The organism is Actinopolymorpha singaporensis (assembly GCF_900104745.1).
Lineage (GTDB): Bacteria > Actinomycetota > Actinomycetes > Propionibacteriales > Actinopolymorphaceae > Actinopolymorpha > Actinopolymorpha singaporensis.
In genome coordinates, this window is record NZ_LT629732.1 from 1,575,624 (window position 1) to 1,598,991 (window position 23,368).

General features: G+C 69.9%; 28 protein-coding genes and 1 pseudogene. 11 read left to right on the forward strand and 18 right to left on the reverse strand.

Annotation, left to right across the window (positions count from 1 at the left end; genetic code table 11):
• Positions 1 to 39: 39 nt before the first annotated feature.
• Positions 40 to 1,476: a globin domain-containing protein gene (locus BLU27_RS07120; protein ID WP_172804899.1), complete on the forward strand. Its 1,437-nt coding sequence runs from the start codon at positions 40 to 42 to the stop codon at positions 1,474 to 1,476.
• A 168-nt stretch (positions 1,477 to 1,644) separates the two neighbouring features.
• On the opposite strand, the gene BLU27_RS30795 is transcribed toward BLU27_RS07120, so the two are convergent.
• The 6 genes from BLU27_RS30795 to BLU27_RS07150 all read right to left on the reverse strand — a co-directional run bounded on the left by BLU27_RS30795 (position 1,645) and on the right by BLU27_RS07150 (position 5,318).
• Complete coding sequence (locus BLU27_RS30795; protein ID WP_277869285.1) at positions 1,645 to 1,767, reverse strand: hypothetical protein; 123 nt, start codon at positions 1,765 to 1,767, stop codon at positions 1,645 to 1,647.
• Between the two features lie 122 nt (positions 1,768 to 1,889).
• Entirely contained in the window at positions 1,890 to 2,483 is a 594-nt protein-coding gene (locus BLU27_RS07130) for a class I SAM-dependent methyltransferase (protein WP_092651752.1), read from the reverse strand.
• A gap of 70 nt (positions 2,484 to 2,553) precedes the next feature.
• The gene (locus BLU27_RS07135; protein WP_241827829.1) at positions 2,554 to 3,057 is read right to left on the reverse strand and encodes a GNAT family N-acetyltransferase; all 504 of its coding nucleotides are present in this window, start codon (positions 3,055 to 3,057) and stop codon (positions 2,554 to 2,556) included.
• Positions 3,058 to 3,139: 82 nt separating this feature from the next.
• Positions 3,140 to 4,090 carry an aminoglycoside phosphotransferase family protein gene (locus tag BLU27_RS07140; protein ID WP_157728285.1) on the reverse strand — a complete coding sequence of 317 codons (951 nt, stop codon included), beginning with the start codon at positions 4,088 to 4,090 and terminating at the stop codon, positions 3,140 to 3,142.
• An 89-nt stretch (positions 4,091 to 4,179) separates the two neighbouring features.
• Positions 4,180 to 4,818, reverse strand: coding sequence for a class I SAM-dependent methyltransferase (locus BLU27_RS07145; protein WP_092651756.1), 639 nt, complete (start codon positions 4,816 to 4,818; stop codon positions 4,180 to 4,182).
• Positions 4,815 to 5,318 (reverse strand): MarR family winged helix-turn-helix transcriptional regulator, encoded by a 504-nt coding sequence (locus BLU27_RS07150; RefSeq protein WP_092651758.1) that lies wholly within the window; start codon positions 5,316 to 5,318, stop codon positions 4,815 to 4,817. Before BLU27_RS07150 ends, BLU27_RS07145 begins: the two co-directional genes overlap by 4 nt.
• Before the next feature lie 127 nt (positions 5,319 to 5,445).
• Between BLU27_RS07150 and BLU27_RS07155 the strand changes: the two genes are divergently transcribed.
• Complete coding sequence (locus tag BLU27_RS07155) at positions 5,446 to 5,694, forward strand: hypothetical protein (protein ID WP_092657311.1); 249 nt, start codon at positions 5,446 to 5,448, stop codon at positions 5,692 to 5,694.
• Here BLU27_RS07155 and BLU27_RS07160 read toward each other — a convergent pair.
• Positions 5,685 to 6,092, reverse strand: a complete 408-nt coding sequence (locus BLU27_RS07160; RefSeq protein ID WP_197681721.1) for a VOC family protein — start codon at positions 6,090 to 6,092, stop codon at positions 5,685 to 5,687. The genes BLU27_RS07155 and BLU27_RS07160 overlap by 10 nt on opposite strands.
• A gap of 116 nt (positions 6,093 to 6,208) precedes the next feature.
• On the opposite strand from BLU27_RS07160, the gene BLU27_RS07165 reads away from it, so the two are divergent.
• Positions 6,209 to 6,799 (forward strand): GNAT family N-acetyltransferase, encoded by a 591-nt coding sequence (locus BLU27_RS07165; protein ID WP_092651760.1) that lies wholly within the window; start codon positions 6,209 to 6,211, stop codon positions 6,797 to 6,799.
• Here the strand turns inward: BLU27_RS07165 and BLU27_RS07170 are convergent.
• On the reverse strand, positions 6,788 to 8,839 hold the full coding sequence (locus BLU27_RS07170; protein WP_157728286.1) for a beta-L-arabinofuranosidase domain-containing protein: 2,052 nt from the start codon (positions 8,837 to 8,839) through the stop codon (positions 6,788 to 6,790). The genes BLU27_RS07165 and BLU27_RS07170 overlap by 12 nt on opposite strands.
• Before the next feature lie 212 nt (positions 8,840 to 9,051).
• Here BLU27_RS07170 and BLU27_RS07175 point away from each other — a divergent pair, with 212 nt between their 5' ends.
• Positions 9,052 to 9,399 (forward strand): DoxX family protein, encoded by a 348-nt coding sequence (locus BLU27_RS07175; protein ID WP_092651764.1) that lies wholly within the window; start codon positions 9,052 to 9,054, stop codon positions 9,397 to 9,399.
• A gap of 42 nt (positions 9,400 to 9,441) precedes the next feature.
• The gene (locus tag BLU27_RS07180) at positions 9,442 to 9,978 is read left to right on the forward strand and encodes a DinB family protein (RefSeq protein WP_092651766.1); all 537 of its coding nucleotides are present in this window, start codon (positions 9,442 to 9,444) and stop codon (positions 9,976 to 9,978) included.
• Positions 9,979 to 9,985: 7 nt separating this feature from the next.
• Here the strand turns inward: BLU27_RS07180 and BLU27_RS07185 are convergent, their stop codons facing one another.
• Positions 9,986 to 10,885 carry an aminoglycoside phosphotransferase family protein gene (locus BLU27_RS07185; RefSeq protein ID WP_092657315.1) on the reverse strand — a complete coding sequence of 300 codons (900 nt, stop codon included), beginning with the start codon at positions 10,883 to 10,885 and terminating at the stop codon, positions 9,986 to 9,988.
• A gap of 216 nt (positions 10,886 to 11,101) precedes the next feature.
• Here BLU27_RS07185 and BLU27_RS07190 point away from each other — a divergent pair, with 216 nt between their 5' ends.
• The 3 genes from BLU27_RS07190 to BLU27_RS07200 all read left to right on the forward strand — a co-directional run bounded on the left by BLU27_RS07190 (position 11,102) and on the right by BLU27_RS07200 (position 13,335).
• Positions 11,102 to 11,806, forward strand: coding sequence for an alpha/beta fold hydrolase (locus BLU27_RS07190; RefSeq protein ID WP_172804900.1), 705 nt, complete (start codon positions 11,102 to 11,104; stop codon positions 11,804 to 11,806).
• A 75-nt stretch (positions 11,807 to 11,881) separates the two neighbouring features.
• The gene (locus BLU27_RS07195) at positions 11,882 to 12,478 is read left to right on the forward strand and encodes a hypothetical protein (RefSeq protein WP_197681722.1); all 597 of its coding nucleotides are present in this window, start codon (positions 11,882 to 11,884) and stop codon (positions 12,476 to 12,478) included.
• 29 nt (positions 12,479 to 12,507) lie between these two features.
• Positions 12,508 to 13,335, forward strand: a complete 828-nt coding sequence (locus BLU27_RS07200; RefSeq protein WP_157728287.1) for a serine/threonine protein kinase — start codon at positions 12,508 to 12,510, stop codon at positions 13,333 to 13,335.
• A gap of 31 nt (positions 13,336 to 13,366) precedes the next feature.
• Here BLU27_RS07200 and BLU27_RS07205 read toward each other — a convergent pair whose 3' ends face one another.
• Complete coding sequence (locus BLU27_RS07205) at positions 13,367 to 13,741, reverse strand: VOC family protein (protein ID WP_092651770.1); 375 nt, start codon at positions 13,739 to 13,741, stop codon at positions 13,367 to 13,369.
• A gap of 16 nt (positions 13,742 to 13,757) precedes the next feature.
• Positions 13,758 to 14,714, reverse strand: coding sequence for a GNAT family N-acetyltransferase (locus BLU27_RS29805; RefSeq protein ID WP_197681723.1), 957 nt, complete (start codon positions 14,712 to 14,714; stop codon positions 13,758 to 13,760).
• A 366-nt stretch (positions 14,715 to 15,080) separates the two neighbouring features.
• On the opposite strand from BLU27_RS29805, the gene BLU27_RS07220 reads away from it, so the two are divergent.
• Positions 15,081 to 15,815: a hypothetical protein gene (locus BLU27_RS07220; protein WP_197681724.1), complete on the forward strand. Its 735-nt coding sequence runs from the start codon at positions 15,081 to 15,083 to the stop codon at positions 15,813 to 15,815.
• Between the two features lie 29 nt (positions 15,816 to 15,844).
• Here the strand turns inward: BLU27_RS07220 and BLU27_RS30260 are convergent, their stop codons facing one another.
• Positions 15,845 to 16,435, reverse strand: a complete 591-nt coding sequence (locus tag BLU27_RS30260) for a hypothetical protein (protein WP_338417604.1) — start codon at positions 16,433 to 16,435, stop codon at positions 15,845 to 15,847.
• Between the two features lie 11 nt (positions 16,436 to 16,446).
• Entirely contained in the window at positions 16,447 to 16,863 is a 417-nt protein-coding gene (locus BLU27_RS30265; RefSeq protein ID WP_241827830.1) for a glutamine synthetase beta-grasp domain-containing protein, read from the reverse strand.
• 190 nt (positions 16,864 to 17,053) lie between these two features.
• Here BLU27_RS30265 and BLU27_RS07230 point away from each other — a divergent pair, with 190 nt between their 5' ends.
• On the forward strand, positions 17,054 to 17,875 hold the full coding sequence (locus BLU27_RS07230) for a phytanoyl-CoA dioxygenase family protein (RefSeq protein WP_092651773.1): 822 nt from the start codon (positions 17,054 to 17,056) through the stop codon (positions 17,873 to 17,875).
• Between the two features lie 48 nt (positions 17,876 to 17,923).
• On the opposite strand, the gene BLU27_RS28850 is transcribed toward BLU27_RS07230, so the two are convergent.
• Both BLU27_RS28850 and BLU27_RS31140 read right to left on the reverse strand, forming a co-directional pair.
• The gene (locus tag BLU27_RS28850; RefSeq protein WP_157728288.1) at positions 17,924 to 18,337 is read right to left on the reverse strand and encodes a LytR C-terminal domain-containing protein; all 414 of its coding nucleotides are present in this window, start codon (positions 18,335 to 18,337) and stop codon (positions 17,924 to 17,926) included.
• Positions 18,338 to 18,677: 340 nt separating this feature from the next.
• Positions 18,678 to 19,580, reverse strand: a pseudogene (locus BLU27_RS31140) (LCP family protein); the annotation flags it as partial.
• A 93-nt stretch (positions 19,581 to 19,673) separates the two neighbouring features.
• Here BLU27_RS31140 and BLU27_RS07245 point away from each other — a divergent pair.
• Complete coding sequence (locus BLU27_RS07245) at positions 19,674 to 21,062, forward strand: phenylacetate--CoA ligase family protein (protein WP_092657326.1); 1,389 nt, start codon at positions 19,674 to 19,676, stop codon at positions 21,060 to 21,062.
• 8 nt (positions 21,063 to 21,070) lie between these two features.
• On the opposite strand, the gene BLU27_RS07250 is transcribed toward BLU27_RS07245, so the two are convergent.
• From BLU27_RS07250 to BLU27_RS07260, 3 genes are read right to left on the reverse strand one after another with little or no spacing between them, the layout of a single operon-like run.
• Positions 21,071 to 21,832, reverse strand: a complete 762-nt coding sequence (locus BLU27_RS07250; protein WP_241827999.1) for an SDR family NAD(P)-dependent oxidoreductase — start codon at positions 21,830 to 21,832, stop codon at positions 21,071 to 21,073.
• A 2-nt stretch (positions 21,833 to 21,834) separates the two neighbouring features.
• Entirely contained in the window at positions 21,835 to 22,647 is an 813-nt protein-coding gene (locus BLU27_RS07255) for an SRPBCC family protein (protein ID WP_092651779.1), read from the reverse strand.
• Positions 22,644 to 23,285, reverse strand: a complete 642-nt coding sequence (locus tag BLU27_RS07260) for an ArsR/SmtB family transcription factor (RefSeq protein ID WP_092651781.1) — start codon at positions 23,283 to 23,285, stop codon at positions 22,644 to 22,646. Before BLU27_RS07260 ends, BLU27_RS07255 begins: the two co-directional genes overlap by 4 nt.
• Positions 23,286 to 23,368 lie beyond the last annotated feature (83 nt).

The following is a 23,368-nucleotide window of genomic DNA, read 5'->3' on the forward strand; positions in this document are numbered from 1 at the left end:
GAGCACTCGGCGGGCTTCCGGCCGTTCCGTGGCGATGGAATGTTCGAGCGGATCGGTGGGCAACCGACGGTTGACAGGCTGGTCGACGCTCTCTACGACGGGTTCGAGCACGACGACGTGCTCCGGCCGCTGTTCCCGCGCGACCTCGCCGACGGCCGGACGATGCAGAAGGTGTTCTTCGCCGAGTGGCTGGGCGGTCCACACCGATACAGCGAGCGGGCGTACGGCAGCCTGCACCATCGGCACGCGAGCGTACCGGTCACCCGTGCGGTGGCCGGCCGATGGCTCCGGCACTTCCGGCAGGCCCTGAACGACACCATCGTGTCGGAAGACGACCGGCGGAGGATTTTCGACCAGGCCCGCTCCCTGGCGTTGGCACTCGTCAACCGCTCCTCGCCGGTTGCCGACGCCCGTCAACGACAGGTTGCGCTGCACGGACTCGGTGGCCGGATCGTCAAGCGAGCAACGGATCTGGCCCGTCGCGGTGATGTCGGCGGGGTCGAGGTCACGCTGGCGGAGGAGCCGGACCTCCTGCTTCCCACGTACGCCGGCGCGATCATGCAGGAGGCCGCGCTCGCCGGGCGGGCTGATGTCGTCCGGTCGTTACTGCGTCACGGTGTCGGAGCCGATGTTCCGTTTCGTCTTCCGGTGGGCCTCGTCGGCCGGGCGTACGAACGGGTGGTGTTCGCGACGCCGCTGTGCGCCGCGCGGCTGAAGCGCCGTTCGGCGGTCGAGTCCCTGCTCCTGGACGCCGGCGCCAGGGAGGACGTCTTCACCGCCGCCTTCCTCGGCGACCTTCCCTCGCTCACACGGATGCTCGCGGCCGATCCGGACCTCGCGCAGGCGCCTGACCCGGCGGTCGACGTCCTCGACATAACGCCCGTCGATCACGCGGTCGCCAATGGGCAGGTCGAGGCGCTGCGGCTGCTCGTGGACCGGGACGCGGACGTGCTGGTCGGGTGCGTACGCGCGCTACGAGGTGCCGCCGAGCACGGGAGCGTGCCGATGGTCGAACTCCTGCTGGAGCGCGGTGTGGACGCGACTCGGATCGGCGTGGGCCGCTGGGTGCTGCATCCCGAGCTCGCTCCACTGCTGGCCGGCCGTGGCGCGTCGATCGACTCCTCGGGTGCGTGGATCGGCGCCAGCTGTACGGGAAACCAGGGACGCAAGGACGACCCGGACTACGTGCGGGCGCTGCTGCGGTACGGCGCCCGCGTGGACGACCGCCGGACCGGCGACGGCGGGCGCACCAGCGGAGTGGAGGCGTTGAACGCCACCGCTCTGCACTACGCGGCCAAGGCAGGATTCCTCAGGACGATCGAGGTGCTTCTCGAACACGGCGCGGATCCTGGCGCCGTGGACAGCCGTGGCCGCACTCCGCTCGACTGGCTGGAAGCCGCCGCCCGGTCGGTTCCCCGGGCGGCGGTCCGAGAGTTGCTGACGGGTCAGCGCTCGATGAAGATCGGGTTGGAGTAGAACCAGAGGTCATGACCGGCTTGTGCGGGGGTTGGCGCACCACGCGGAGCGCCTGGACCGTCTTGGCCTCGGTGTTCTGGGAAGGATCCGCGGGGAACGGGTCACGCGCGCCGAACCGTCGTTCGAGGTCGAAGAGGATGTCGCGTTCGGTCGAGACCCGCGGGATGATCAGGCTGGAGTGGTCCGCGGCGGGGAGATTGCGTCGCCGCCGATGACATGGATGGGTGGCGTGGTGGAGTTGTCGTAGCCCACGCTGAACTCGCTGTGGGTGGAGTACTGCCGTTCTGTCACGCACCACGCAGTGGGTGGTCACTGTCAGGGCGAGAACATCCTGCGCGCTTTACCAGCGCTTCAAGGTCCTTGATCACCGAGAGAACTTCGCCGATCAAGTTGTGCCGGCGAGCGTTCGGTCCTCAGGGGCGGCCGATCGCCAGGTATCGCTGGTCGGAGATCTCACGGCCCCAGAATGTCGGGTCGTCAAGGTACTGGAGGCGGACCGACCGGCATTGCGTACGCAGCAACGCCTCGCACTCCTCCGCTGCGATGCCGCCGCCGGTCTCCCACCTGCCCTCGACCAGAACGAGCTGACCGCCTGGGCGGAGCAACTGCACCCAGCGTTCGAGGGCGCCAGCCCGATCCGAGAGCGCCCACAGGACGTGTCGCGTGAGTACGACGTCGAAGGAGTGTGGCTGGTGAGGTGGCTGAGCCGCGTCCCCTTGATCGAACGCGACGTCGACTCCGGCCGCGGCGGCCTTGACCTTCGCGGTCTCCACCATGCGCTCCGCAAGATCGACGCCCGACACGCGGTAGCCGGCCTCGGCGAGGAGCACCGACAAGGTGCCGGTCCCGCAGCCGAGGTCCAGCACGTCCGCGGGGCCGGCCGGCAGAACGCCGAGAAGAAGATCCCGCCATGCGCGGCGTACGAGCGGGTCGAGGAGACCGTGGTCGGGCTCCTCGTCGAAGGTCGGCGCGAAGGCATTCCAGTAGTCGCGCATCTCGGCGGTCATGGAGCGCATCCTGCCAGGCCTAACCCCGAAACGACCCCGGGGCTGTGAGGATCGCGGAGCAGCGATCATGTCACGGCGTGAGCTTCTTGAGGTAGTAGACCAACGTCCACTGCCACTCGGACCTGCTCTCTCGGCCGACCTCGGCGTAGCCGACGCCTTCGTAGAAGGCCATCGCCTCGGGCATGTTGGTAGCCGTGTCGAGCCAGGCCTCGGTGAAGCCGCGTTGTGCCGCTTCGGTTTCCACGGCCGCCATCAGGCTGCGTCCGACGCCGCGGCGGCGCAGGGCCGGGTGGACCCGTACGTGCACGACCTCCGCTCGGGCGGGCCGTTCGCTCGGACGGAACCCGGCCATCCCGACCAGATGACCGTTCACTTCCGCCACGAGGAGGCTGCCTCCCGCTTCGAGCAGGGATGCGGTCGGGTCGGCGAGGTCGGGGAACTCCGCCGGTGGGCCGCCGGCGGCAGGAAGAGGGATCGGAACCGACGCGTCAGCAGTGGCGCCGTGGTGCGGCAACACCGCCATCGCCCACAGAACGGGCAGGTCTGTCGTTCGCACGGTTGTGATCGTGATCATCGGAGCAGCCTGGCATCACCGACTCCACAACGCAGCCGGGTTTTCCGTGCGTACTGCAGGGCCCTGGCGTGCAGGCACTCTCTCAACCCGTCAGCAAGGTGGACGTGGTTTCGATGATCGCGTCGTGGGTGGTCCGGTCGCCGATCGAGAGGTGCCAGGACGCCGCCTGGACGCCGAGCGCGAACAGCCACCTCCGCGTCCGCTCGCGATCGAGCTCGAGCCGGTCGGCCAAAGCGTCCACCCGCGCGGGAGTGACCGCGCCGTCCAGGTCGTGCTGGAGGAACAATGCCGCGTCGTACGACGGATCACCCACCATGGCGAGCGGATCGATGGCGAGCCATCCGCGCTGCGACAGCACGACGTTTCGCCGGTGGAAGTCGCCGTGCAGCAGGACGGAACGATTCGCGGACGCCGGCAGCGAGGTGAACAGCTGCGCAGCTTCACGAAACGGACCGGCGTCGACAACGTCGCCGAACTTCTCGGCGCGCTCCTCCATCAGCAAGGCGCGCTTGCCTGCCGCCGCGTCCAGGGACTCCAGGCAGTCGGCGTCGGACAGGCCGGGCAAATCGGCGGCCCACAGCTCCGGCAGCACCGCCACCGCGACGGCGTCGGCGTCGGCGGGCGAGAGGTGTTCCGCGTGGGTGCCGGGTACGCAGCACTCCATCAGCGTGGCCCGGATCGCCTCGTCGTGGGCGAACAGGCGTACGGCACCTCGGCCGGCCCAGGCCTTCAGCGCGGTGACGTGATCACTGGCGACGGGCATCGGCACAGTGATCTGAAGGACGGCCAGTTCACCGTCTCTCCGCCGCACCGGAGCGGTCCAGCTCGAGTCGCCACCGGGTTCGAACGCCGGCAGCAAGGTGAGGTCCCACCTGCGTGCACAGGTCGCGATGAGACGGGGGAGTTCGTCCAGCCAGGCGCCGCCCGCCGGGTAATAGGAGCGGATCCTCTCCGCGAGGCCGACAGGAACAAGTCGGTTGGCGATGCCGGCTTCGGCCTCGGCAGCCTGCGCCGCGTTCGTTGCCTCGGTCACGGGTTCCCTCTTCCAAGCCGACCAGTTGAACCGGCCGGATGGACCGACCGGATGAACCATCCAGTGAGGCGAAGTATGCCGGAGCGCGGTCAGTTAGGGAGGTGTTCAGCCGGCGACCTGCGGGCATGTACACGTTCGATCATGCCCAGGGTGAGGCGTTCGGACTCCTCGATCGAGACGCCGAGGCCGGCAAGCGTCGTGACCGGGCGGCGTGTGTAGCGCTCCCCCTGCAGGGGAACGCTGGCCACCTCCACCACATGTTGCACCGCGCGCAGCCACCACGTGGACGACACCACATGGTCGGCCAGCAGGAGTCTTCCGGCCGGCCGGAGCACGCGGAGTGCCTCGACGAGAGCGGCGCGTTCGTCCGGTACGCAGCACAGGGAGAAGGTGGCGACCACGGTGTCGAACGTCTCGGCCGGAAACGGCAGCGCGCCTGCGTCGGCGTGGTGGAACGTGACCGGGCGCCCGATCTGCTTGGCCTGATGCCGTGCGGCGTCCAGCATCCCCGGGCTCCAGTCGATCGCTGTCAAGTCGACGTTGCGGGGGTAGTGGCGCAGGTTTGCACCTGTGCCGACGGCGACCTCCAGCGTGGAGCCGCGGGCGCGCGCGCAGACCCAGCGCCGGCTGTCGGTGAGAAAGCGGCGTTCCGCTCCGGCCATCTTTGTGTCGTACGAGGAGGCACGCCGGTCCCAGTAGTCGACCAGGTTACGTGCCGACCGGCTCATGACGCCGAGGCCTTCGACGAGCCGGCGCGGTCGGGGCCGTTGGAACCGACGGCGCCGTCACAGGCCCCGCCGACGATCTGCGCGAGCGCAGACTTCACCTCTGCGAGCCGGCCCTTTCCGACCGCCGAGACCCAGCGGGACTCGAGGTCCGCGAAGTACTTCGTCGCGACTTCGGCTGCCTCCGTACCCCTGTCGGCGTAGACGACGACGCGGCCCCGGCCGTCGGTCGGGTCGGGGACCCGGCGAACGTAGTCGTGGCGTTCGAGGTAGTTGACCAGCTCACCCATCGCCTGCGGGGTCATCCCGGCACGCCTGGCAAGCGTGGTGGGCCGGGTGCCGTCGCAGTCCATGAACCGGAAGACGTTCAGGCAGTGCGTCGGTCGCAGGTCGTCGTAGCCGGAGTCCACGAGGTGCTGGACCAGATCGTCCATGAGGAGGGCGAACGCCTGGGCGATGAGCTGGGGCAGGAACGGAGTCGAGCTTGTGTCGTCTGCTGGCATTTCGTAAGGTTACCTTCTAAGGTTGCCTGATTATGTCTGCAACCTTAGCCGATCGGCCGGCCCGGCGAAACGCTTGTGCCGGGGAGTTGGCCGGGGAGTTTGGCCGGAGAGTTGGATGGAGAGGATCATGACCGCACGCAAGATCGCGCGGATACTGGTGGGTGCCGTTCTGGTGTTGCTCGGTGCCCTGTGGGTGTTGCAGGGGGCCGACCTCGTGCGCATCAAACCCGTACTCTGTGTGGCCGACTGTCAACCGCTGGTTGGCGGCTCGCCGGTCTGGCTCGCGGTCGGCGTGGTCGCGTTCCTCGCCGGGCTTGCGGTGCTGACCGTACGCCGGCAGGGCGGCCGGGGCCGTGCCGGGCAGCTTCAGGAGTAGAGGCAGAACGGGTGGCCCGCCGGGTCGAGCATGACGCGCACGTTGTCCTGCGGCTGGAAGTCCGCGACGACCGCGCCGAGTTCGACCGCGTGCTCCACCGCCGCCTGGAGGTCCTGCACCTCGATGTCCAGGTGCGACATCATCTGCTGTCGTCCCGGCACCTCCGGCCACACCGGCGGGACGTAGTGGGGCTCCCGCTGGATGGCGAGGTAGGCCACGCCCTCACCGGGGTAGAGCGTCACCCAGTTCGGCTCGTTCCCCCTGATCTCCCAGCCGAGCATCTCCGCGTAGAAGGTGCCCAGGACCTGGGGCTCGGGCGCGCCCAGCACGACACCCCAGTAGTCGCCCCTCTTCGCCGGGTCGGCAGAGGGGTCCGGGGTGGCGCGTCCGCGCAGCATGCGGGCAAGCAGACCATCCGCGCCCGCAGGCGGTCAAGAGCCCGGTGCGAGGGAGCGTCCCGAGCGTCAACCCAGTCCTGCGGGGTCGGCCGTCGACGGCCGGTACGGTCGGATGTGTGACAACAGTCGAGATCACCGTCGCCACCGCGGCCGACCGTGAGCGGGTGCTCGGTTCGCTGGTCGCCGCGTTTCCCACCGACCCGGTCCTGCGCTACCTCTTTCCCGACGAGGAGACCTACCCGGCGTACGCGGCGGCCTTCTTCGGAGACCTCTTCGACAGGCGGGTGCACAGCCAGACGATCTGGACGGTCGCCGGTGGCGCCTCGGTCGCGATGTGGGAGCCGCCGTCGACCGGAACCGTCCCGGCGGGCTCGGTCGACGCGCCGGGCGGCGGCCTCGCCGCGCAGGTGCCGGCCGATGCACACGCACGCGTGCGCGCCTACGACGAGGCCGTGCACGCGGCGCTGCCGACGGCACCCTTCTGGTATCTCGGTGTCCTGGGCACCCGTCCCGACAGCGCGGGGCGAGGCTTCGGCCGCGCCGTCATGCACGCCGGGCTCCGCCGCGCCGCCGCGGACGGTCTGCCGGCGGTCCTGGAGACCAGCAACCCCGCCAATGTCGAGATGTACCGCCGCGCCGGATGGGAAGTGTCGCGAACCGTGGACGAGCCGCTGCCGATCTGGGTGATGACCCAGCTACCGCGCTGAGGTCTGCGGGCCCGCGGCCGGGAAGACGGTGAGCCGTAGAAGAGTGTTGCCGTACGGCACCAGTTCGATCCGCTCGGTCTCGTCCCCCAGGCGTTCGGCGAGCGTGTCCGGTGCGGGCAGCGGCGGGGTCAGCGTGAACCGGCCCTCGACTTCGTGCTCGACCATGCGGAACCTGCCGTTCTCGAACGACGGCAGCAGGCGGCTCACCCGGTCGGTCTCGACCAGTGCCCAGTCGCGTACGCGCCGGGCCGGCACGCTGACCCTCACGGCCGGAGTGTCGACGTCCAGCGGAAACGCCTCGCCGTCCGTCCACACCACCTCGGCCGTGTCGGCGAGACTCGCCTCGTCGACCGCCAGGGCGTACGCCCATTCGCTTCCTGGCACGAGGGTGTATGCGGGAAAGCCGGGCAACCGGCGCTGAGGTCCGGCCAGCCGGAACTCGACCGGAGTCTGCTCCCAGTCGTCCTCGGTGTCGACGGTGAGGGTGGTGGAGACCGGCAGGCTCAGCGTCAGCGGACCGAGTTCGAGACTCGTCCCGCCGTCGGCCCAGCACCTCGACGTCAGCGGGAAAGGAAGTCGCACCTCGACCCGGTCGCCTGGCTGCCACTCGCGTTCGATCCGGTAGAAGGTTCCCGGGACCGGAGGCTGGTCGGTCGGCTCGCCGCCGACGGTGACAACCGGTGCTTGACACCACTCGGGGATGCGCACCGTGAAGGTGAAGCGAGCCGGATGCTCCGGGGTCACGGTGAACGTGACACCGGGCTCGAAGGGATACCGCGTCTGTTCCTCGATCGTCACGGCCGTTCCGGCAATCGGCGCCTCGATCCGGCTCGGGCCGAACAGCGCGGCCACGATCTCCTCGCCCCGGCCGTCGCCCCGGTTGCCGCCTCGGCCGCGCATCCACATGCGTTCGACGTAGTTCGGCAACGCACGCTGGATGTTGCCGGTGCAGCACTGCACCGGGTGTCCCGGGCGAAAGGACATCCGGTTGTCACCACGCGACATCGGGTTGTGGTTGCTGGCGTTGGTGGCGATCAACTGGTTGGCGCAGGAGAAGTACTGCAGTGCGGTGAAGTCCTTCGTCACCGCACCGGGTAGGGCGTTGAAGACGACGCGTTCCAACCGGTCGGCGTAGTGCGGATCGCCGGTGATCTGCAGCAGATGGCCCAGCGACCAGGTGTGGTCTGAGATGGTGCAGCTCTCGTGGGACTCCAGCGGTCCGTTGCCGCTCATCGCCTCCGCGCCGGAGTGCAGCCCGTCGGCCAACAGGTGGTCGCGTTCGACCTTGGCGTACGCGTGCACTGTCGCGTCCAGGCTCTCGCGGTCACCGGTCGCCGCATACATCAGCGCACCGAGCTTGGCGAGTTCGTTGAAGCTCACCCCGTGCGTCGTGACCGGTCGGTCCGAACGCATGCCGGCCAGGGTGAAGTCGCGGGCGTGCTCGCTGTCCTGCGCGTTGAACCGCGCGTACAGGTCGGTCGCCTGCTCCAGCAGGTCCGGCTCCCCGGTCTCGGCATACAGCGCGAGCAGGATCTCGACCCCGGACACGTCCCGCGCGAAGCCCATCGGGTGCGGCGTACTGCGGTAGTGGCGGACGAGGGCGTCGATCAGCCGCCGGTCGCCGGTGATGTCGTACTGCGCGAGTACGGCGCGGAAGAAGACGAGGTACGCCCACCGGTCACGGTCGCGGAACATCTCCGGGCCGATGAAACCGTCCGGCGCCGCCTTCGCGATCGCGCCCTCGACCTGCGCCACCGCCAGTTCGCGTACCGACTCGTCCCCGGCCAGGAATCCGGCCTTGAGCGCGCCGTCCACCCAGTACGCCGTCTGCTCGTACGGCCACCAGGCCATCGCCGGGTCGGCCACGTCCGCCAGCCGGGACGGGTCGTCCCAGAACGTGTGGTCCAGCGGATAGCCGCTGGTCTGCGGGTGGCCGGTGATCCCGGCGCACTGGCGGCGGAGGAACTCCAGCAGCCAGCCCCGCGGCCGGACCTGGGCCAGCCGGACGGGTTCGTACTGGGCGTGTGGCAGAGCGGCCATCGCATGGCTCCCGAACGTGATCGAGGTGGCGCGGACCGTGGTACGCGGACGCCCGGACCGACGGGACGCGGGCAGGGGCACCGCGAAGGCCAGGCGACCTCCGCCAGTGTTCCAGAGCCCTGTCACAGGTGCGTCCCGCCCGGTGTCTACGAGGTCGGAACCGGTCGGTCGGGACCTTGATCGGCCGGTGACCGCCGAAAGGAGCGACTTCCATGTCCGTCGCACATCTCGTGGTCACCCTCGCGGCCGCCGCCTGGGTGGGCTTCTCCGCTCTCTGTGTCTTCGTGCACGCCAGGTGGGTGGTGGGGCCGCTGACGGAGTACGGCGTTCCCCGGTCCTGGTGGCCGTGGCTCGGTACGGCCAAGGCGGCGGGAGCTGTCGGACTCGTGGTCGGACTGTTCGTCCCGTTCGTCGGTGTGGCAGCGGGCGTGGGCCTGATCCTCTACTTCGTCGGCGCCGTGATCACGGTCGTGCGAGCCCGCTCGTACGCGCACATCCCGTTCCCGTTGCTCTATCTGGCCCCGGTCGTGGTCGCGCTGGCTCTGGGCCCGGGGGTCTGAGCATCACCCCCGCGAGGGTCCCGAAGATCGTAGGCTGTCCGGATGAGGGAGCAGGACAACTCGGTTGGCGTCGTACGCGAGGATCCGCCTGTGGCGGCAGGGGAGCGGGCGATGCTCGAGTCGTGGTTGGAGTTTCACCGGGCGACCCTCCTGACCAAGTGCGAGGGCCTCACCGACGATGAGCTCAGGACAAGGTCGGTGCCACCGTCCTCGCTCAGCCTGCTGGGGCTGGTCGGTCACCTGACCGGGGTCGAGCGGAACTGGTTCCGGTCGGCGTTCGCACCCCTTGGTGCGCCGGTGACCGACGGTGCCGACGGCCGTACGGACATCGACTTCGACGACGTGGCGGACGTCGACACGGCCACTGTGATGGCGCGCTTCCACGCCGAGGTCGAACACAGCCGCCGGGTCGCGGCAGAGCAGCCGAGTCTGGACACGCTCGGCACCGGAATCCGCGGCGGACAGCGCATCGCGCCCTCACTGCGCTGGGTCTACGTGCACATGATCGAGGAGTACGCCCGCCACAACGGTCACGCCGACCTCCTTCGCGAGCGCATCGACGGCGCCGTCGGCGTCTGACCCGGCGTCAGGACATGGGCGAGTCCTCGACGAGGCGGGCAAGGGTGCGCACGGCCATGCTGCTCATAGCCGGATTCGTGTACTGGTAGTACCACCCGGCGCCCATCGCCTGCTCGAACGCCCACGCCTTGCCGCGTTCCCATTCCAGGTCGTCGCAACCGAGTTCGCGCCGCAGGATCCGGCGTGGACCGGCCTCGAGCAGGTGCCAGGCACCGACCAGCTCCAGCGCCGGGTCGGCGGGTCCCAGGCCGCCCACGTCGAGGACGCCTGCCAGCCTCCCGTCCGCGACGAGAACGTTGCCGGGGATGAGGTCGCCGTGGCTCATCACGTCCGGGTCGTCACCGCGGGGCAGGTCCCGCCACCGGGCCCACAACCGGCGCAGACGTGGGACGTCGAGTAGTTGCTCGCTCTCCCGAAGGCAGGTCTCGATCCATTCCTCGTGGTCTGCGATCGTGCCGCCGCGTCCGGAGCCGCCGAACGTGCGACCGCGTACGTCGATGGTGCGTACGTCGCGGATGAACTCGACCAGGTGGTACGCGAACGCCTCGGACTCCGAAGGATCGGCCTCGGTGGCGACGACTCCGGGCACCCAGGTCTGGACCGACCACGGCATCGGGTAGCCGAAGCCCGGCTCGCCGAGGCCGAGCGGCTCGGGGGTCGGGAAGCGCGTACGCCCCAGCAGTTCCCTGGCCGCGTCGGCCTCGCTCTCCAGCCAGCGCCGCGCCCTCTCCACGTCCTGCGGCTGCAACGGGAACCGTGCCGTCAGGCGTTCGCCGATGCGGAAGATGGCGTTGACGGTGCCCGCCGACGCGAGCTGGCGGATGGGCAGATCCCCCCACTGCGGGAACTGGCTGCGAACGAGGTCGGACACGGTGTCCGGGGAGACGGTGAGCTGGTCGGCATGCATCTGCACGCCTGGAGGATGCCGTGTGCCCGCGTACGGTGGCAAACGCGTTTCCCGCCGTGACGTCCGCCCAAGGGCCCCGTCGGCGCCTGGCGCGTCATGGCGGTGACGTACCAGGGCGCGGTCGACGCGATGCTCGGCCAGCGGCGATCCGTGCCTGAACCTGTGCCGCCTGTGCCTACAACCCGTGCCCGCGGCCGTGATGGATATGTTGCCGGCATGGACGATCTTCGTTCGGTCGACGTCGGCGAAGTACGGCTGGCGTACCGCGTCGCCGGCGATCCGAAGTCACCGCCTCTGATCCTGCTGCACGGTGTCGGGTCCGACGGGTCGAGCTGGAACCCGGTGGTGCCGGGCCTCGCGCGGGAATGGCGGGTGTACGTCCCTGACCTTCGTGGGTTCGGCCGCAGCGACTGGCCGGGCCGCTACTCGTTCGAGCTGATGGCGACCGACCTGCTCGGTTTCCTGGACGCGCTCGGCCTGGACCGGGTGGTTCTCACCGGGCACTCGATGGGTGGTGTCGTCAGCTACCTGCTGGCCCTGGACCACCCGGACCGGGTGAGTGCACTCGTCCTGGTGGAGACCCCGCCACCGTTGCCGCAGCGTCGACCCGAGCCGCAGCGGCCGGACGGGCAGGACGGCCCGCTCGGGTTCGACTGGCCGGTACGCCCAGCCATCGTGGGACAGGTCAACCGTCCAGACCCGTGCTGGTGGCAACGGCTCGCCGAGATCACCGCACCCACCCTGGTGGTGGCAGGGGGCCCGGCAAGCCCGTTCTCCCAGAAGGAGATCGACGCGATGGCGGCGCGGCTGCCGGCCGGGCAGCTCGTGACGATCGCCGTCGGCCACGGCGTGCACAAGGAGGCGCCGGAGGAGTTCGTCTCCGTGGTGCGCCGCTTTCTGGCAGGCGTACGGCCCGGGTGAGCTCACTCGTGCGGGGGAGAGACCTCGCGAGCCAGAGCGACGGCGTGACCGGCCGGTCCGCGCAGGATGGGGGCCATGCGTACCGCGACACGTGTGGTCCCGAACGGTGGCTTCGGGCCGGGGCCCGGAAGCCTGGGCTCGCGGGACGGTCGTCGGCCCCCGCGATGGGCGGTGCGTACGGCGCACCTGATCACGGTGATCGTCCTTCCGTCCGGGCTGTGGCGCGTGGGTGTCGTCCTCGGGTTCTCGATGGGTGTCAGCAACGCGGCAGGTGTGGACGCCTCCCTGGGGTTCGTGCCCGGGTGGCAGGTGGTGGCGATTCTGGGGCTGACCGTGCTGTCGGAGGGGATCGGCCTGTTGTCGCTCGGGCTGGTCCGGCGGTGGGGCGAGGTGTTCCCGCGATGGATGCCGCTGATCGGTGGCCGTCGCGTTCCGCCTGTGGGGGCTACGGTTCTGGCTGCCGTCGGCGCGATCGCCCTGACGGCGATCTGGACCTTCGCGACCGTCAACTTCTTCGTACTCACGGTGTTCGGTCCACCAGGAAAGGGTTTCGCGTTCGTCAACGGCTGGTGGGAAGCCCTGCTCATCCTGTGCTACGCCCCCCTCCTGCTGTGGGGACCGCTGCTGCTTGCGCTCGCCTGGGCCTACTACCGCCGCAGGTGCCGGGACTGACGCCGCGGGCGGGGACTAGCGTCTACGGAGTGTTTCCCACAGGGGTGTTTCCCACCGCGATCGACGACCAGCCGGTCCGTTACCTCGAACGGCTCGGTGAGGTCTTCGCGCGCTTCGGCGCGGACACCCAGGACTCCGGCAACGTCTCCTACGGCGTTGCCGTGGACGGCAGGCGGTACTTCGTCAAGACCGCCGGCGATCCGGCTGACACCACCCCGTACCTGGACTTCGGTGGCCGGGCAGCGCTTCTCCGGAACGCTGCCCGGCTTGCCGAAACCGTCCGGCACCCGCTCCTTCCGGCCTTCCACGGCCTGATCGAGTCGCCGAGCGGGCCTGTCCTCGTGTACGACTGGCGAGAGGGCGAGCACCTCGGCACGCCGTCAGCTCGGCGGAACGACCCGGACACCGCGTTCCAGCGCTTCCGCGCTCTGCCTGCCGAGGAGATCCTTGCGGCTCTCGACGGGCTGCTCGACCTGCACCTGGTGCTGGACGCGGCCGGCTGGGTGGAAGGGGACTTCTACGACGGTGCCCTGCTCTACGACTTCGGGCGGCGGTCCCTCACCGTGGTGGACCTGGACAGCTACCGCCCGGGGCCGTACCGCAACGACATGGGGCGGATGTTCGGCTCCAGCCGGTTCATGGCGCCGGAGGAGTTCTCACTCGGTGCGCCGATCGACAGCCGCACCACGGCGTACGTGATGGCTCGAACGGTGCTCGTCCTCCTGGCAGACGGCACCTCGGAACGGGATGCCTTCCGCGGACCGGACACCGTGTACGCGGTCGTGCAGGAGGCGGTCACCACGAGGTTCGCCGGCTACTCCGCGTTCCACCAGGCCTGGCTCGCGGCCAGGGTCTGATTCGTCGAGAACCTCCAGGGGCCGCGACGTCTCAGCTGTGGGCCGGACCGCCGAAGACGATGCAGAACGGATGCCCGACGAGATCGAGGAAGACCCGGAAACCCGTCTCGCGCCTGGCCTGCACGCGACGGGCGCCGAGGGCGAGAAGTTGCTGCTCGGCCACGTCGGCGTCGGCCACCCGCACGTCGAGGTGCATCTGCTGCGGGCGCTCGGGATCAGGCCAGCGCGGGGGAACCCAGTGCTCGGCTCGCTGGAACGCCACCTGCCGCATGCCGGGCTCCGAACCGATCACCACCCAGTCCTCACTGTCCTCGTTGACCCGCATACCAAGGATCTGGCAGTAGAAGGCGGCGAGAACGCGGGGGTCGGGACAGTCGATGACCGTCTTCTCAAGGTGTCCGATCATCTCCGCAGTATGCCTGTCAGAAGTCGATGCGCATGACGACGCGGTTCTTGGTGGGCCTGCTCACCTCGGCCATGCCGGCGGCGGCGAACATCGAAGCAGTGCCAAGATGGCTGGGTTCGGTGAGGTGGGGATAGGCCTCCAGCGCCCCGGCGCCTCGGCGGCGGGCGAGGTCGACGGCAGCGCGGGCGAGTGACCGGCTGATGCCGCGCCGGCGGAAGCCGGCACGAGTGACGAGACACGTCACCGCCCAGACGCTGTTGTCGTTCTTGTCCTCGGTGCGGCCCACCCAGGGGACCGGAACGTTGCGGAGCAAGCGTGGGTTGGCAGGGCGCGGGTCCACCGCGCACCAGCCGACGGGTTCGTCGTCGAGGTAGGCGACCAGGCCGCTCGTGGCCTTCGACTCAGGATGGCCGCAGGCGGTCTGCTCGCGGAGCCGGGCGGCAAGTTGCTCGGGCCCGACGGATGCCCACGTCTCCCGGGGCAGCATCTTGTACCGCTGGCACCAGCATCTGGACGGGTCACCGCTCGATCCGAAGATCGCTTCCAGATCCTGCCAGGTCGCCTTGTTGGCGGGAACGATCGTGAGCTGCTCGTCGGTGACCTGTGGTCTCTTCCGGCCACCCGGCCGGGCCGGGGGTGGGGACGGTCGGCGCGCCGCCGCCTTGCGCTGTCGGCGACCGTTCGGCTGGTCGACGGTGGTGACCTGGATCGTCACGGCGTCACCGGGCCCGAGCCGCAGGGGCTTGCGTACGGCATCCTTGAGCGGGACGACGTAGCCGCCGTCCTTGGGCCACAGCGAGGTCGACCACTCGGTGGAGCCGATCCGGGCGCGGACCGGGAGCATGCCCCATCCGTAGCTTGCGCCCGCCGGCGACTCGCGCAACGAGAGGCTCTCCTCCTCCGGCACGGTGACGAAGTGGTACGGCGCCGGGCCGCGCCACTCCCAGATCTCGCCGCTGAACTCAAGGTCCATCTGTCGCACCTCTCCCGCCGCCGGTTCCGGTCCCATGCCCCGTGCCGACGAGTATTGCGCCCCGCCGCAAGGATCGGCCCCAAGACGACGCCATCTCCCGAACGTCGATCGCCCGTTGGGAAGCAGGATCGCCCGCGCCGCCGGGCTCAGCGATGCCGGGCTCTACGGCCACTTCGCGCCGGCCTCAGACGGCCATGTCGAGCGTCACCGTCTTCCGGACAGGGCCCGGATGTCGGCCTGCCTCGCGACGCGGATTGAAGGCGAAGGGGTCTTGCTTCGACTCGTCATGGCGACGAGGCTGGGCAGAAGGACAAATCGCTGTAAATGCGTGGTTTCCATGTCGTCGACGGTGGACGAGGTGAGCGGATGAATCCTGAGCAGAACGTGTTGCCGCTGACGTTGCGGCGACGCGACGAGGACGGCGAGCCGGTGACGTCCACCCGGCAGGTCCCGGCGAGCCGGACGGCGCTGGTGCTCTGCGACGTCTGGGACCGCCACTGGAGCCGCGGCGCGGCCGAACGGGTCGACCTGCTTGCTCCGGTCATCGACCAGGTTGCCCGCCACCTGCGAAGCACCGGCGTACTGATCGTGCACGCGCCGTCGGAGACGCTGGACTCCTATCGCGGCCACCCGGCGCGTCGACGGATCCTGGACGTCCCCCGGGTGGAGCCGCCGTCCAACCCCGCGGTCCCGGAACCGCCGCTGCCCATCGACGACTCCGATGGCGGTTCGGACACCGGCGAGACGTCGTGGTCCGCCGTGTGGACGCGTCAGCACGCCGCCGTCGCGATCGAGGACGGTGACGCCATCTCCGACGACGGCGCCGAGATCTACAGCCTGCTCAGCCTGGAGAAACGCGACCTCGTTCTGGTCGCGGGCGTGCACACCAACATGTGCGTGCTGCGACGCTCGTTCGGGCTGAGAAACCTGGTGCGCTGGGGACTTTCGCCGGTCCTGCTGCGCGACCTGACCGACGCGATGTACAACCCGGCCATGCCGCCGTACGTCAGCCACCAGCGCGGGACAGAACTCGTGGTGGAGCACATCGAACGCTACCTGTGTCCCACGGCGCTCGGCGCCGACCTGCTTCCCCGAGCCTGACTCGACGAGCAGTCCGTCCCGTCCGGCCGTCAGACGAGGAACGCCTCGTCGAGGGCGGAGCAGCAGGTGCCGACGATCAGCCGGGTGACCACGTAGGGGTCGGCGTTGGCGTTCGGGCGCCGGTCCTCGATGTATCCCTTCTTGTCAACCTCGACCTGCCACGGGATGCGGACCGAGGCGCCACGGTTGGAGACGCCGTAGCTGTACTCGTTCCACGGCGCGGTCTCGTGAGCGCCGGTCAGTCGGGCCTCGATGCCTGCGCCGTACTGCCTGATGTGCTCGCGCGGCCTGTCGTCGCGGCCGAGAGCCTCGCAGGCCTCGATGATCGCGTCGTACCCCGCCCGCATCGCCTTGGTGGAGAAGTTGGTGTGCGCACCCGCGCCGTTCCAGTCGCCCTTGGCAGGCTTGGGATCCAGGGTTGCGGAGACGCCGAAGTCCTCGGCAGTGCGGTAGAGCAGCCACCGTGCGATCCACACCTGGTCGGCGACGTCCAGCGGGTTCAGCGGACCGACCTGGAACTCCCACTGGCCGGGCATGACCTCGGCGTTGATACCGGAGATCGTCAGGCCTGCGGCCAGGCAGTTGTCGAGGTGCTTCTCGACGATCTCCCGGCCGAAGATCTCGTCCGCTCCTACGCCGCAGTAGTAGCCGCCCTGGGGGCCGGGTAGCCGGCCTCCGGAAAGCCGAGCGGGCGGGAGCCCTGGAAGAAGGTGTACTCCTGCTCGATGCCGAAGAGCGGCTCCTGGCCCGCGAAACGCTCAGCCACAGGACGGAGCAGCGCCCGTGTGTTGGATCCGTGAGGCTTGTCGTCGACGGTGAAGACCTCGCAGAGTACGAGAACGGCGCTGCCACCGCGGATGGGATCCGGATACGTGGCAACCGGCCTGAGTACGAGGTCGGAGAAGTGGCCCGTGGCCTGGTTGGTGCTCGAACCGTCGAAGCCCCACGTGTCGGGCTCCGCACCGTCGCTGATGATCCTGGTCTTCGAGCGCAACTTGGCGGTCGGCTCCGTACCATCGATCCAGATGTACTCGGCCTTGTAGCTCACGGGGCACCATCCTTAAGGACGCGGGATCTCGCGGAAGTCGGGTGTCGCCCCAGCGTCACAAGGCGCGGTTTCGCACCAGTTGCCCGTGTGTTACACGCACGTGAACCGAACGCTCGCCGCGAGTCGCCGGCCTGCGGGACCGACGGCCTACCTGTTGACGAACGCGGCCGTCCCGGCGAAGGTCTGTCACATGTTGTCCGAGACGCAGATCGCTGCTTTCGTCCGTGACGGCTTCGTCCGGGTGTCGGCGGCGGTCCCGCGGGCGACCGTCGAGGCGTGTGTCGAGGTGATCTGGGACCGGCTCGCCGAGCACGGCGTCTCGCGTACGGACAGGTCGTCATGGTCGTCGCCGGTCGTACGCATCGACTGTCCCGAGGACGGGGCCGACGGTGAGCCGTTCGCCGCGGCCGGGACCTCCCCAGCGTTGTGGGAGGCGTACGACCAGCTGATCGGTCCGGACCGCTGGTGGAAGCGGCAGGGGGTCGGGGGCACGGTGCCCGTCCGCCTTCCCTCCAGGGAGGATCCCGGCGACGCCGGCTGGCACGTGGAGAGCAGTTTCCCGGTAGGTGACTCCTGGCACACCAACGTGCGCAGCCGCGACCGAGGGCTGCTCGCGCTCTTCCTCTTCACCGACGTGGGGCCCGACGACGCGCCGACCCGGGTGCGCGTCGGTTCGCACGTGGACGCGGCCCGGGTGCTCGCCCAGCGGGGCGACGAGGGGTTCGGCGGAGTGGAGCTGAGCCCGTTGGTGCGGCGGGCGAGCGCGGATCGGCCGGTCGCCCACGTCACCGGAGCGGCCGGGGACGTCTACCTGTGTCATCCGTTCCTGGTGCACGCGGCGTCCTGGCCACACCTCGGGACGACGCCGCGGATCATGGCGCAACCGGGGGTTGCGCTGCTGGGCTCGTTCGCGCTTGCGGACCGAGAGAACGCCTACCCGGTGGAGGCCACCATCATGGACGCCATCATGGACGCCATCGGTACGCCGGCAGCCGGAATCCCGACACGGTAAGGCGATCAACCGCCGCAGGTGGAAGCGTCCGGTGACGCGGAAGGGTCGTCAGCGCGTGGGTACCGGCGGGCCGTAGGACAGGTCCTCGCAGGGGTTGTCGGAGGCGGTCCGCGGCCGGACTGCCGGAACGGAGGTAGGCGGCGTCTCGGCGGTGGTCGTACGAGCCGCGTAGTCGCGGCCGAGCACGAGGGTCACTCCCGCGGCACCCGCACCGCCTGTCGGCAGCAGTCGCGCACGGGGGAAGAACGTGGCAAGAGTGCGGGCATCGGTGTGGTGGCCTGCGCCGTATCTGATCGTGGTCGTCGTCACGTCCGCCGGCCCGCCGTCGACGACCCGGTTGACGGTGAACCCGACTTGCTGCAGTTGACTCGCAGGGGCCCGCGCGAGGTGTGGAGTGGAGGTGCCGTTGTAGATGCCGACCTCTACTCCTAGGCCGGACACCGGGAGGCGGTTGTTGCTCACCCCTCCGTCCGGGGAGCGGGGGGCTGTCAAGGGGGGCTTGCCACCTGAGGGCCGCTCGCCACCGGACGGTGGAACGGCACCCAGCGGCCGATCGGCTCGAAGCGTCGCCCACACCCGGTCGGCGGCAGGCTGGACGAACGCGACCTTCGTCCGTCCTGCGTAGCGAGACGGCACGGTGACGAACTGGATGTCGTGCAGGCGCAGCGTGGCGCAGCGACATGGCGAAGGCGACCAGCTTCGGCGCCGACCCGAGCCCCGGGTCGACCGTGAGTGCCCTGGTGGCAGCTTCGGCGAGTGGCGCCAGCGTGACGGGATCGATCCCGGACCGGCGGATCTTCGCTGCCAGGCTCGCGAGGAACGCCTGCTGGCGTTTGATGCGGCCGATGTCGGAGCCGTCTCCGATGCCGTGCCGAAGGCGCACGTAGCCGAGGGCGCGTTGCCCGGAGACGGTCTGCACTCCCTTGGCGAACAGCAGACTGCCGCGGTCGCGGAGGTTCGGGTTCAGGTCACCGGTGTAGACGTCTTTGGGCACGCACACCCGGACCCCGCCGACCGCCTCCGTGATCGCGGCGAACCCCTTGAAATCCACGACGATCGTGTGGTCGACGCGAAGTCCGGTCAGGTTCTCCACCGTGTTCTGGGTGCACGCCGGGTTGCCCGCGTCAGTTGATCCCGTGTTGAACGCGGCGTTGAACATCGTTTGCCGGCGCGGTGCCGCCCAGCTGCCGTCGGGCAACCGGCACCGGGGGATGTCGACCAGGGCGTCCCGCGGAATCGACACCGCCACGGCGCGCCGGTGGTCGGCGTACACGTGCACCACGATGGCGGTGTCTGAGCGGCCCGCCGCGCCGGACCCGCCGGCGAGCTGGTCGTTCGTGCCGGCCCGCGAGTCCGACCCGATCAGCAGCAGGTTCGCCGGGACGGCGCCGTCTCGGGCGGGTTTGACGGGCGCCGGGCGGTTGGTGCCGATTCCCCGTCCGTCGAAGGCCCGGAGGTTGTCGTTCAGCCGGGAGGCGACCGTTCGGGCCACTGCGACAGCGCAGACCATCGCCACCAGGAGCAGCAGAACGGTAAGGCAGCCACGGCGCCGGCGGACACGAGTGGAGCGGTACTCCCGCGCGCCGTCCCGCGACATCCGACCCTCGTGCCTTCCTGATCGTCTCGTCTGGCTCCAGCTTCCCGACCGGGCTCCTGTCGACCAGAGTCGCATCGACGTGGCGGTGTCGTACACCGATGTGCTCATCGCCTGCTGGTGCGGGCGACAATCCGTCGCCGACACGCTGGGGCCAGGGCCGTTCGGCAGGTGTTCGAGCCGTTCCCGGGGGACACTGGGCAGGTGGCCCCGGCGGATCCGAAGGCGGCGTACGAGCGGCTGCGATCCGCTCACCTGAACGCCGTACGCGCCTCACTCGCCGATCATGTGGCGCGGCTCGCGTGGCCACGTGAACGCATCGACAGCTACCGAACCGAACGGCTGCGCTCTCTGCTCGGGTTCGCCCGTGAGCGCTCGGCCTTCCACGCCGCCCGGATGGGCGACGTCGACCCGGCCACCGCGACCGTCGACGATCTCGCGCGCCTGCCGGTGATGCTCAAGCAGGAGGTCGACGAGGAGTGGGACCGGATCGTCACAGTGCCGGGCACCGACCGTGCCGGTGCGGAACGGGTCCTGGCCGAACAGGAGTGGTACTCCTACACACCTTCTGGGCTGCAGGTGTTCAGTTCGGGCGGCTCCAGCGGCGTACGCGGTGTGTACGTGTGGGACTGGGAGCAGTTCGTCACTCTGGCCTGCCTCGCCTGGCGGTGGCAGACGCGGGCCGAGTTCGCCGTGAGCGCACCTGACGAGGGCCGTCAAGCCCGGCTTGCGGTGCTGGAGGCGGGTGAGCCGCCACATGCCAGCACGCCGTTGTTCGACGTCGCCACCGTGCCGTGGATGCGGACCTTCGTCATTCCCGCCGCGGCGCCCTTCGAGGAGGTCCTACGTGCGGTGACAGACGTACGACCGACGCACCTCGTGGGCTACGCGTCGGTGGTCGGCCGCCTCGCCCGGGCTGTGGCCGCCGGTGAGCTCGACATCCGCCCGGTCCGGGTGAGCACGAACTCCGAACCGCTCGGCGAGGAGGACCGCGACGCGATCGACACCGCCTGGGGCGCGCCGGTTCACAACCTCTGGGGATCGACCGAGATCGGCGTCCAGGCCGTCGGTTGTGGTCGAGGCGAGGGCCTGCACATCTGCGAGGACGAGGTGATCCTGGAACGCGTCGACGCTGCCGGGAAGCCCGTCGGTCCGGACGAGCCGGCCGCGCGGACGCTGGCCACCGGGCTCGCCGGCCGGGCGTTCCCGTTCGTCCGATACGACCTCGGCGACGAGGTCACGCTGCTGCCAGGACCGTGCCAGTGCGGGAGCGCGATGCGCCGGGTCGCGGACGTCGCCGGCCGCCGCGACGACGACTTCCGCTACGGCGACCGGGTGGTCCAGGCGGCGGCGTTCCGGCACGTGCTGGGTACCGACCCGCTGATCTCGGAGTACCAGGTACGCCAGACCGAGAGCGGCGCGGACGTGCTGGTGGTCGGGTCACCCGACGTACCCGCCGTGGTCGCCGCACTGGGCTCCTCGCTGCATCCGTACGGCGTCCCGGCCGCGGCGATCACCGTGCACATCGTCGAGGAGATTCCGCGCACCGCCGCGACCGGGAAGCTCAGGCGGTTCGTCCCCCTCGGGCGGTGACCGCATACTCAGTCCACGATCGCGCCGCAGGTGATGTTGAGCTCGGCACCGGTGATCGAGGCGGCGCGGTCGGAGGCGGCGAACGCGGCGGCGTTCCCCACGTCCTCGAAGGTAGCCGTCCGGCCGAGCATGGTCGGCTCCACCAGCGACTTCACCAGGGCCTCCCGCCCCTCGAAGCTTTCCGGGATGGTCTCGGCCACCCCACCGGTCTTCAGGCCGACGACGCGAACGCCGTACGGTCCCAGCTCGGCGGCAAGTTGCCTGCGCAGTGTGTCGCAGGCGCCGAATGCTACCTGAAACCCGCCGATGAAGTAGTCGCGCAGGGGATCACCGACCCCGCCGAAGGTGAGGATGACGCCGGATCTCTGCCGGATCATGTGCCGGGCCGCCGCCTTCGACGTCAGGAACGTCGTCCGTACGGCGGTGTGGATCGGGCGCTCGAAGTCGTCCAGGGACATCCGCGCGAGCGGCGTGCCCTGGACGTCGCCGACCGAGATCAGGTTGATCGACACGTCGACACTCCCGGAGTTCGTGGCCACCGACTCCGCGTGCTCGGTGACTGCCGCCTCGTCCAGCGCGTCGACCGTCGCCGTGTCGACCGCCCCACCGATCGAGCGGATCGCCTCGGCGATGGCGTCCATGCGTTCGGCGGTGCGACTTGCCAGATGCACCGTCGCACCCTCGCGGGCGAACCCCAGGGCGACCGCTCGTCCGATCGGCCCAGCGCCGTAGACGATCGCGTTTCTCTTCTCCAGCAGCACTTTCGTCATCCTCACTGTTCGAAGGTCGATGACAGGTCGGCGAGCCAGGCCCGCCAGATCGCCTGCTCTCGTCGGGCGACGTCGCCCGGCGTTCGGTACAGCCGGCCCAGGAGGTTCGCCGAGAGCGGCGCACCGTCGGCCATCGGAAAACAGGAGATCGCGTACAACGCCGGACCCGGCTCGACAGCGCGCACCAGCACGTAGCCGGGGCTGCGGTGCTCGATCGTGCCGGCGAGGTCCGGTACGCCCGCCGGCGTACGGAAGGAGTCGCCGGGAGCCAGGCCGGTCAGCCCGAGAGCTTCGAACAGGACGGCGGATGCGCGATCCCGCTCGGCCGCCGGACGACCGAGAGACACGCTTGCGTCGAGGTGCGCCACGGGTTGCCCGCCGAAATGCGTGAGATACGCCCGCAGGACGACCAGCGACATTCGCCAGCCGTCGCCGGCCCCTTCGACGAGTTCCTCCCAGTCCTCGCCGTCGTGGCGGAATCCGCACACCACCCGGACGACGCAGTGGCCGCCGCCCCTTGCCTGCACGAGGAACTCGTTCGTCAGTGGCTTCGCGTCCGGCCCGATCGGCTCCTCGTACTCGAAGCGCTGCGGAGGTGTCCAGGCCGTGACGGTGGCGTCGGCGTCCTCGCCGTAGGGCCGGCGGTGGATCACCATCGCGCCACCCTCCTGCGGTTCGATGTCGGCCGGGAAGACCCAGGCCGCGTGTCCCGGGCCGGTGGCGATCGCCGCCCACACTTCCTCGGGGCTTCCTGGCACCTCGATCTCGTTACGCGTGAGCCGGGCGGAGGGATCAGGGGTGTCGTCGTCGCTCACGAGGCCTCCCCTCCTTCTGTGGCGGCCCCGCCTGCCACGCCGGGGTCCACGCCCTTGGGCACGGGATGGACGGTGACCGTCAGCCGCTGCCAGCGGCCGTCGGGGGTGCGCTCGTCGTGGTACTTCGAGACCAGCCGGTTCACCGCGGTGGTGAGCTCGTGCGCGAACGCCGCCCGGTCGGCCGGCGAGCCGAACCGGATGGCGGTGTCCAGTCCGTAGACCGGCAGCCGCGTGCGCCGGCGTACGGCGTTCCTGGCCATCGCGCCGACCTCCGCGACCACCCGAGCGGCGAGCCCGACAACGTATGCGGCCGACATCCGGTCGGCATCGGTGGCATCGGACCGGGGAGCGCTGGCGGCCGCGCCGAGCGCCTCGGGTGAGACGACATATCCCGCGGCGGTGGCGACCAGGTGGCGTTCCTTCAGCCCACCCCAGGCGCGCTCGCCCGCCGCCTCCACCAGGCCGTGCTGCTCCAGCAGGCGCAGGTGGTAGTTGATCCGCTGCCGGGGCAGGCCGAGCCGGCTGGCCAGGAGGGAAGCCGAGGCGGGCTCCCGCAGTTCGGCCAGCAGCCTGGACCGGAGCGGATCGAGAGCGGTCACCGCAGCAGCGGGGTCCTCGATCACGTCGACGTCGCGCATGGCGTCACCGAACCATTGACAGAAAAATTTGTCAAGAACTGACCCGGCCCCGGAATGGGTGGCGCCGCGGTCCGGGCGGGCCG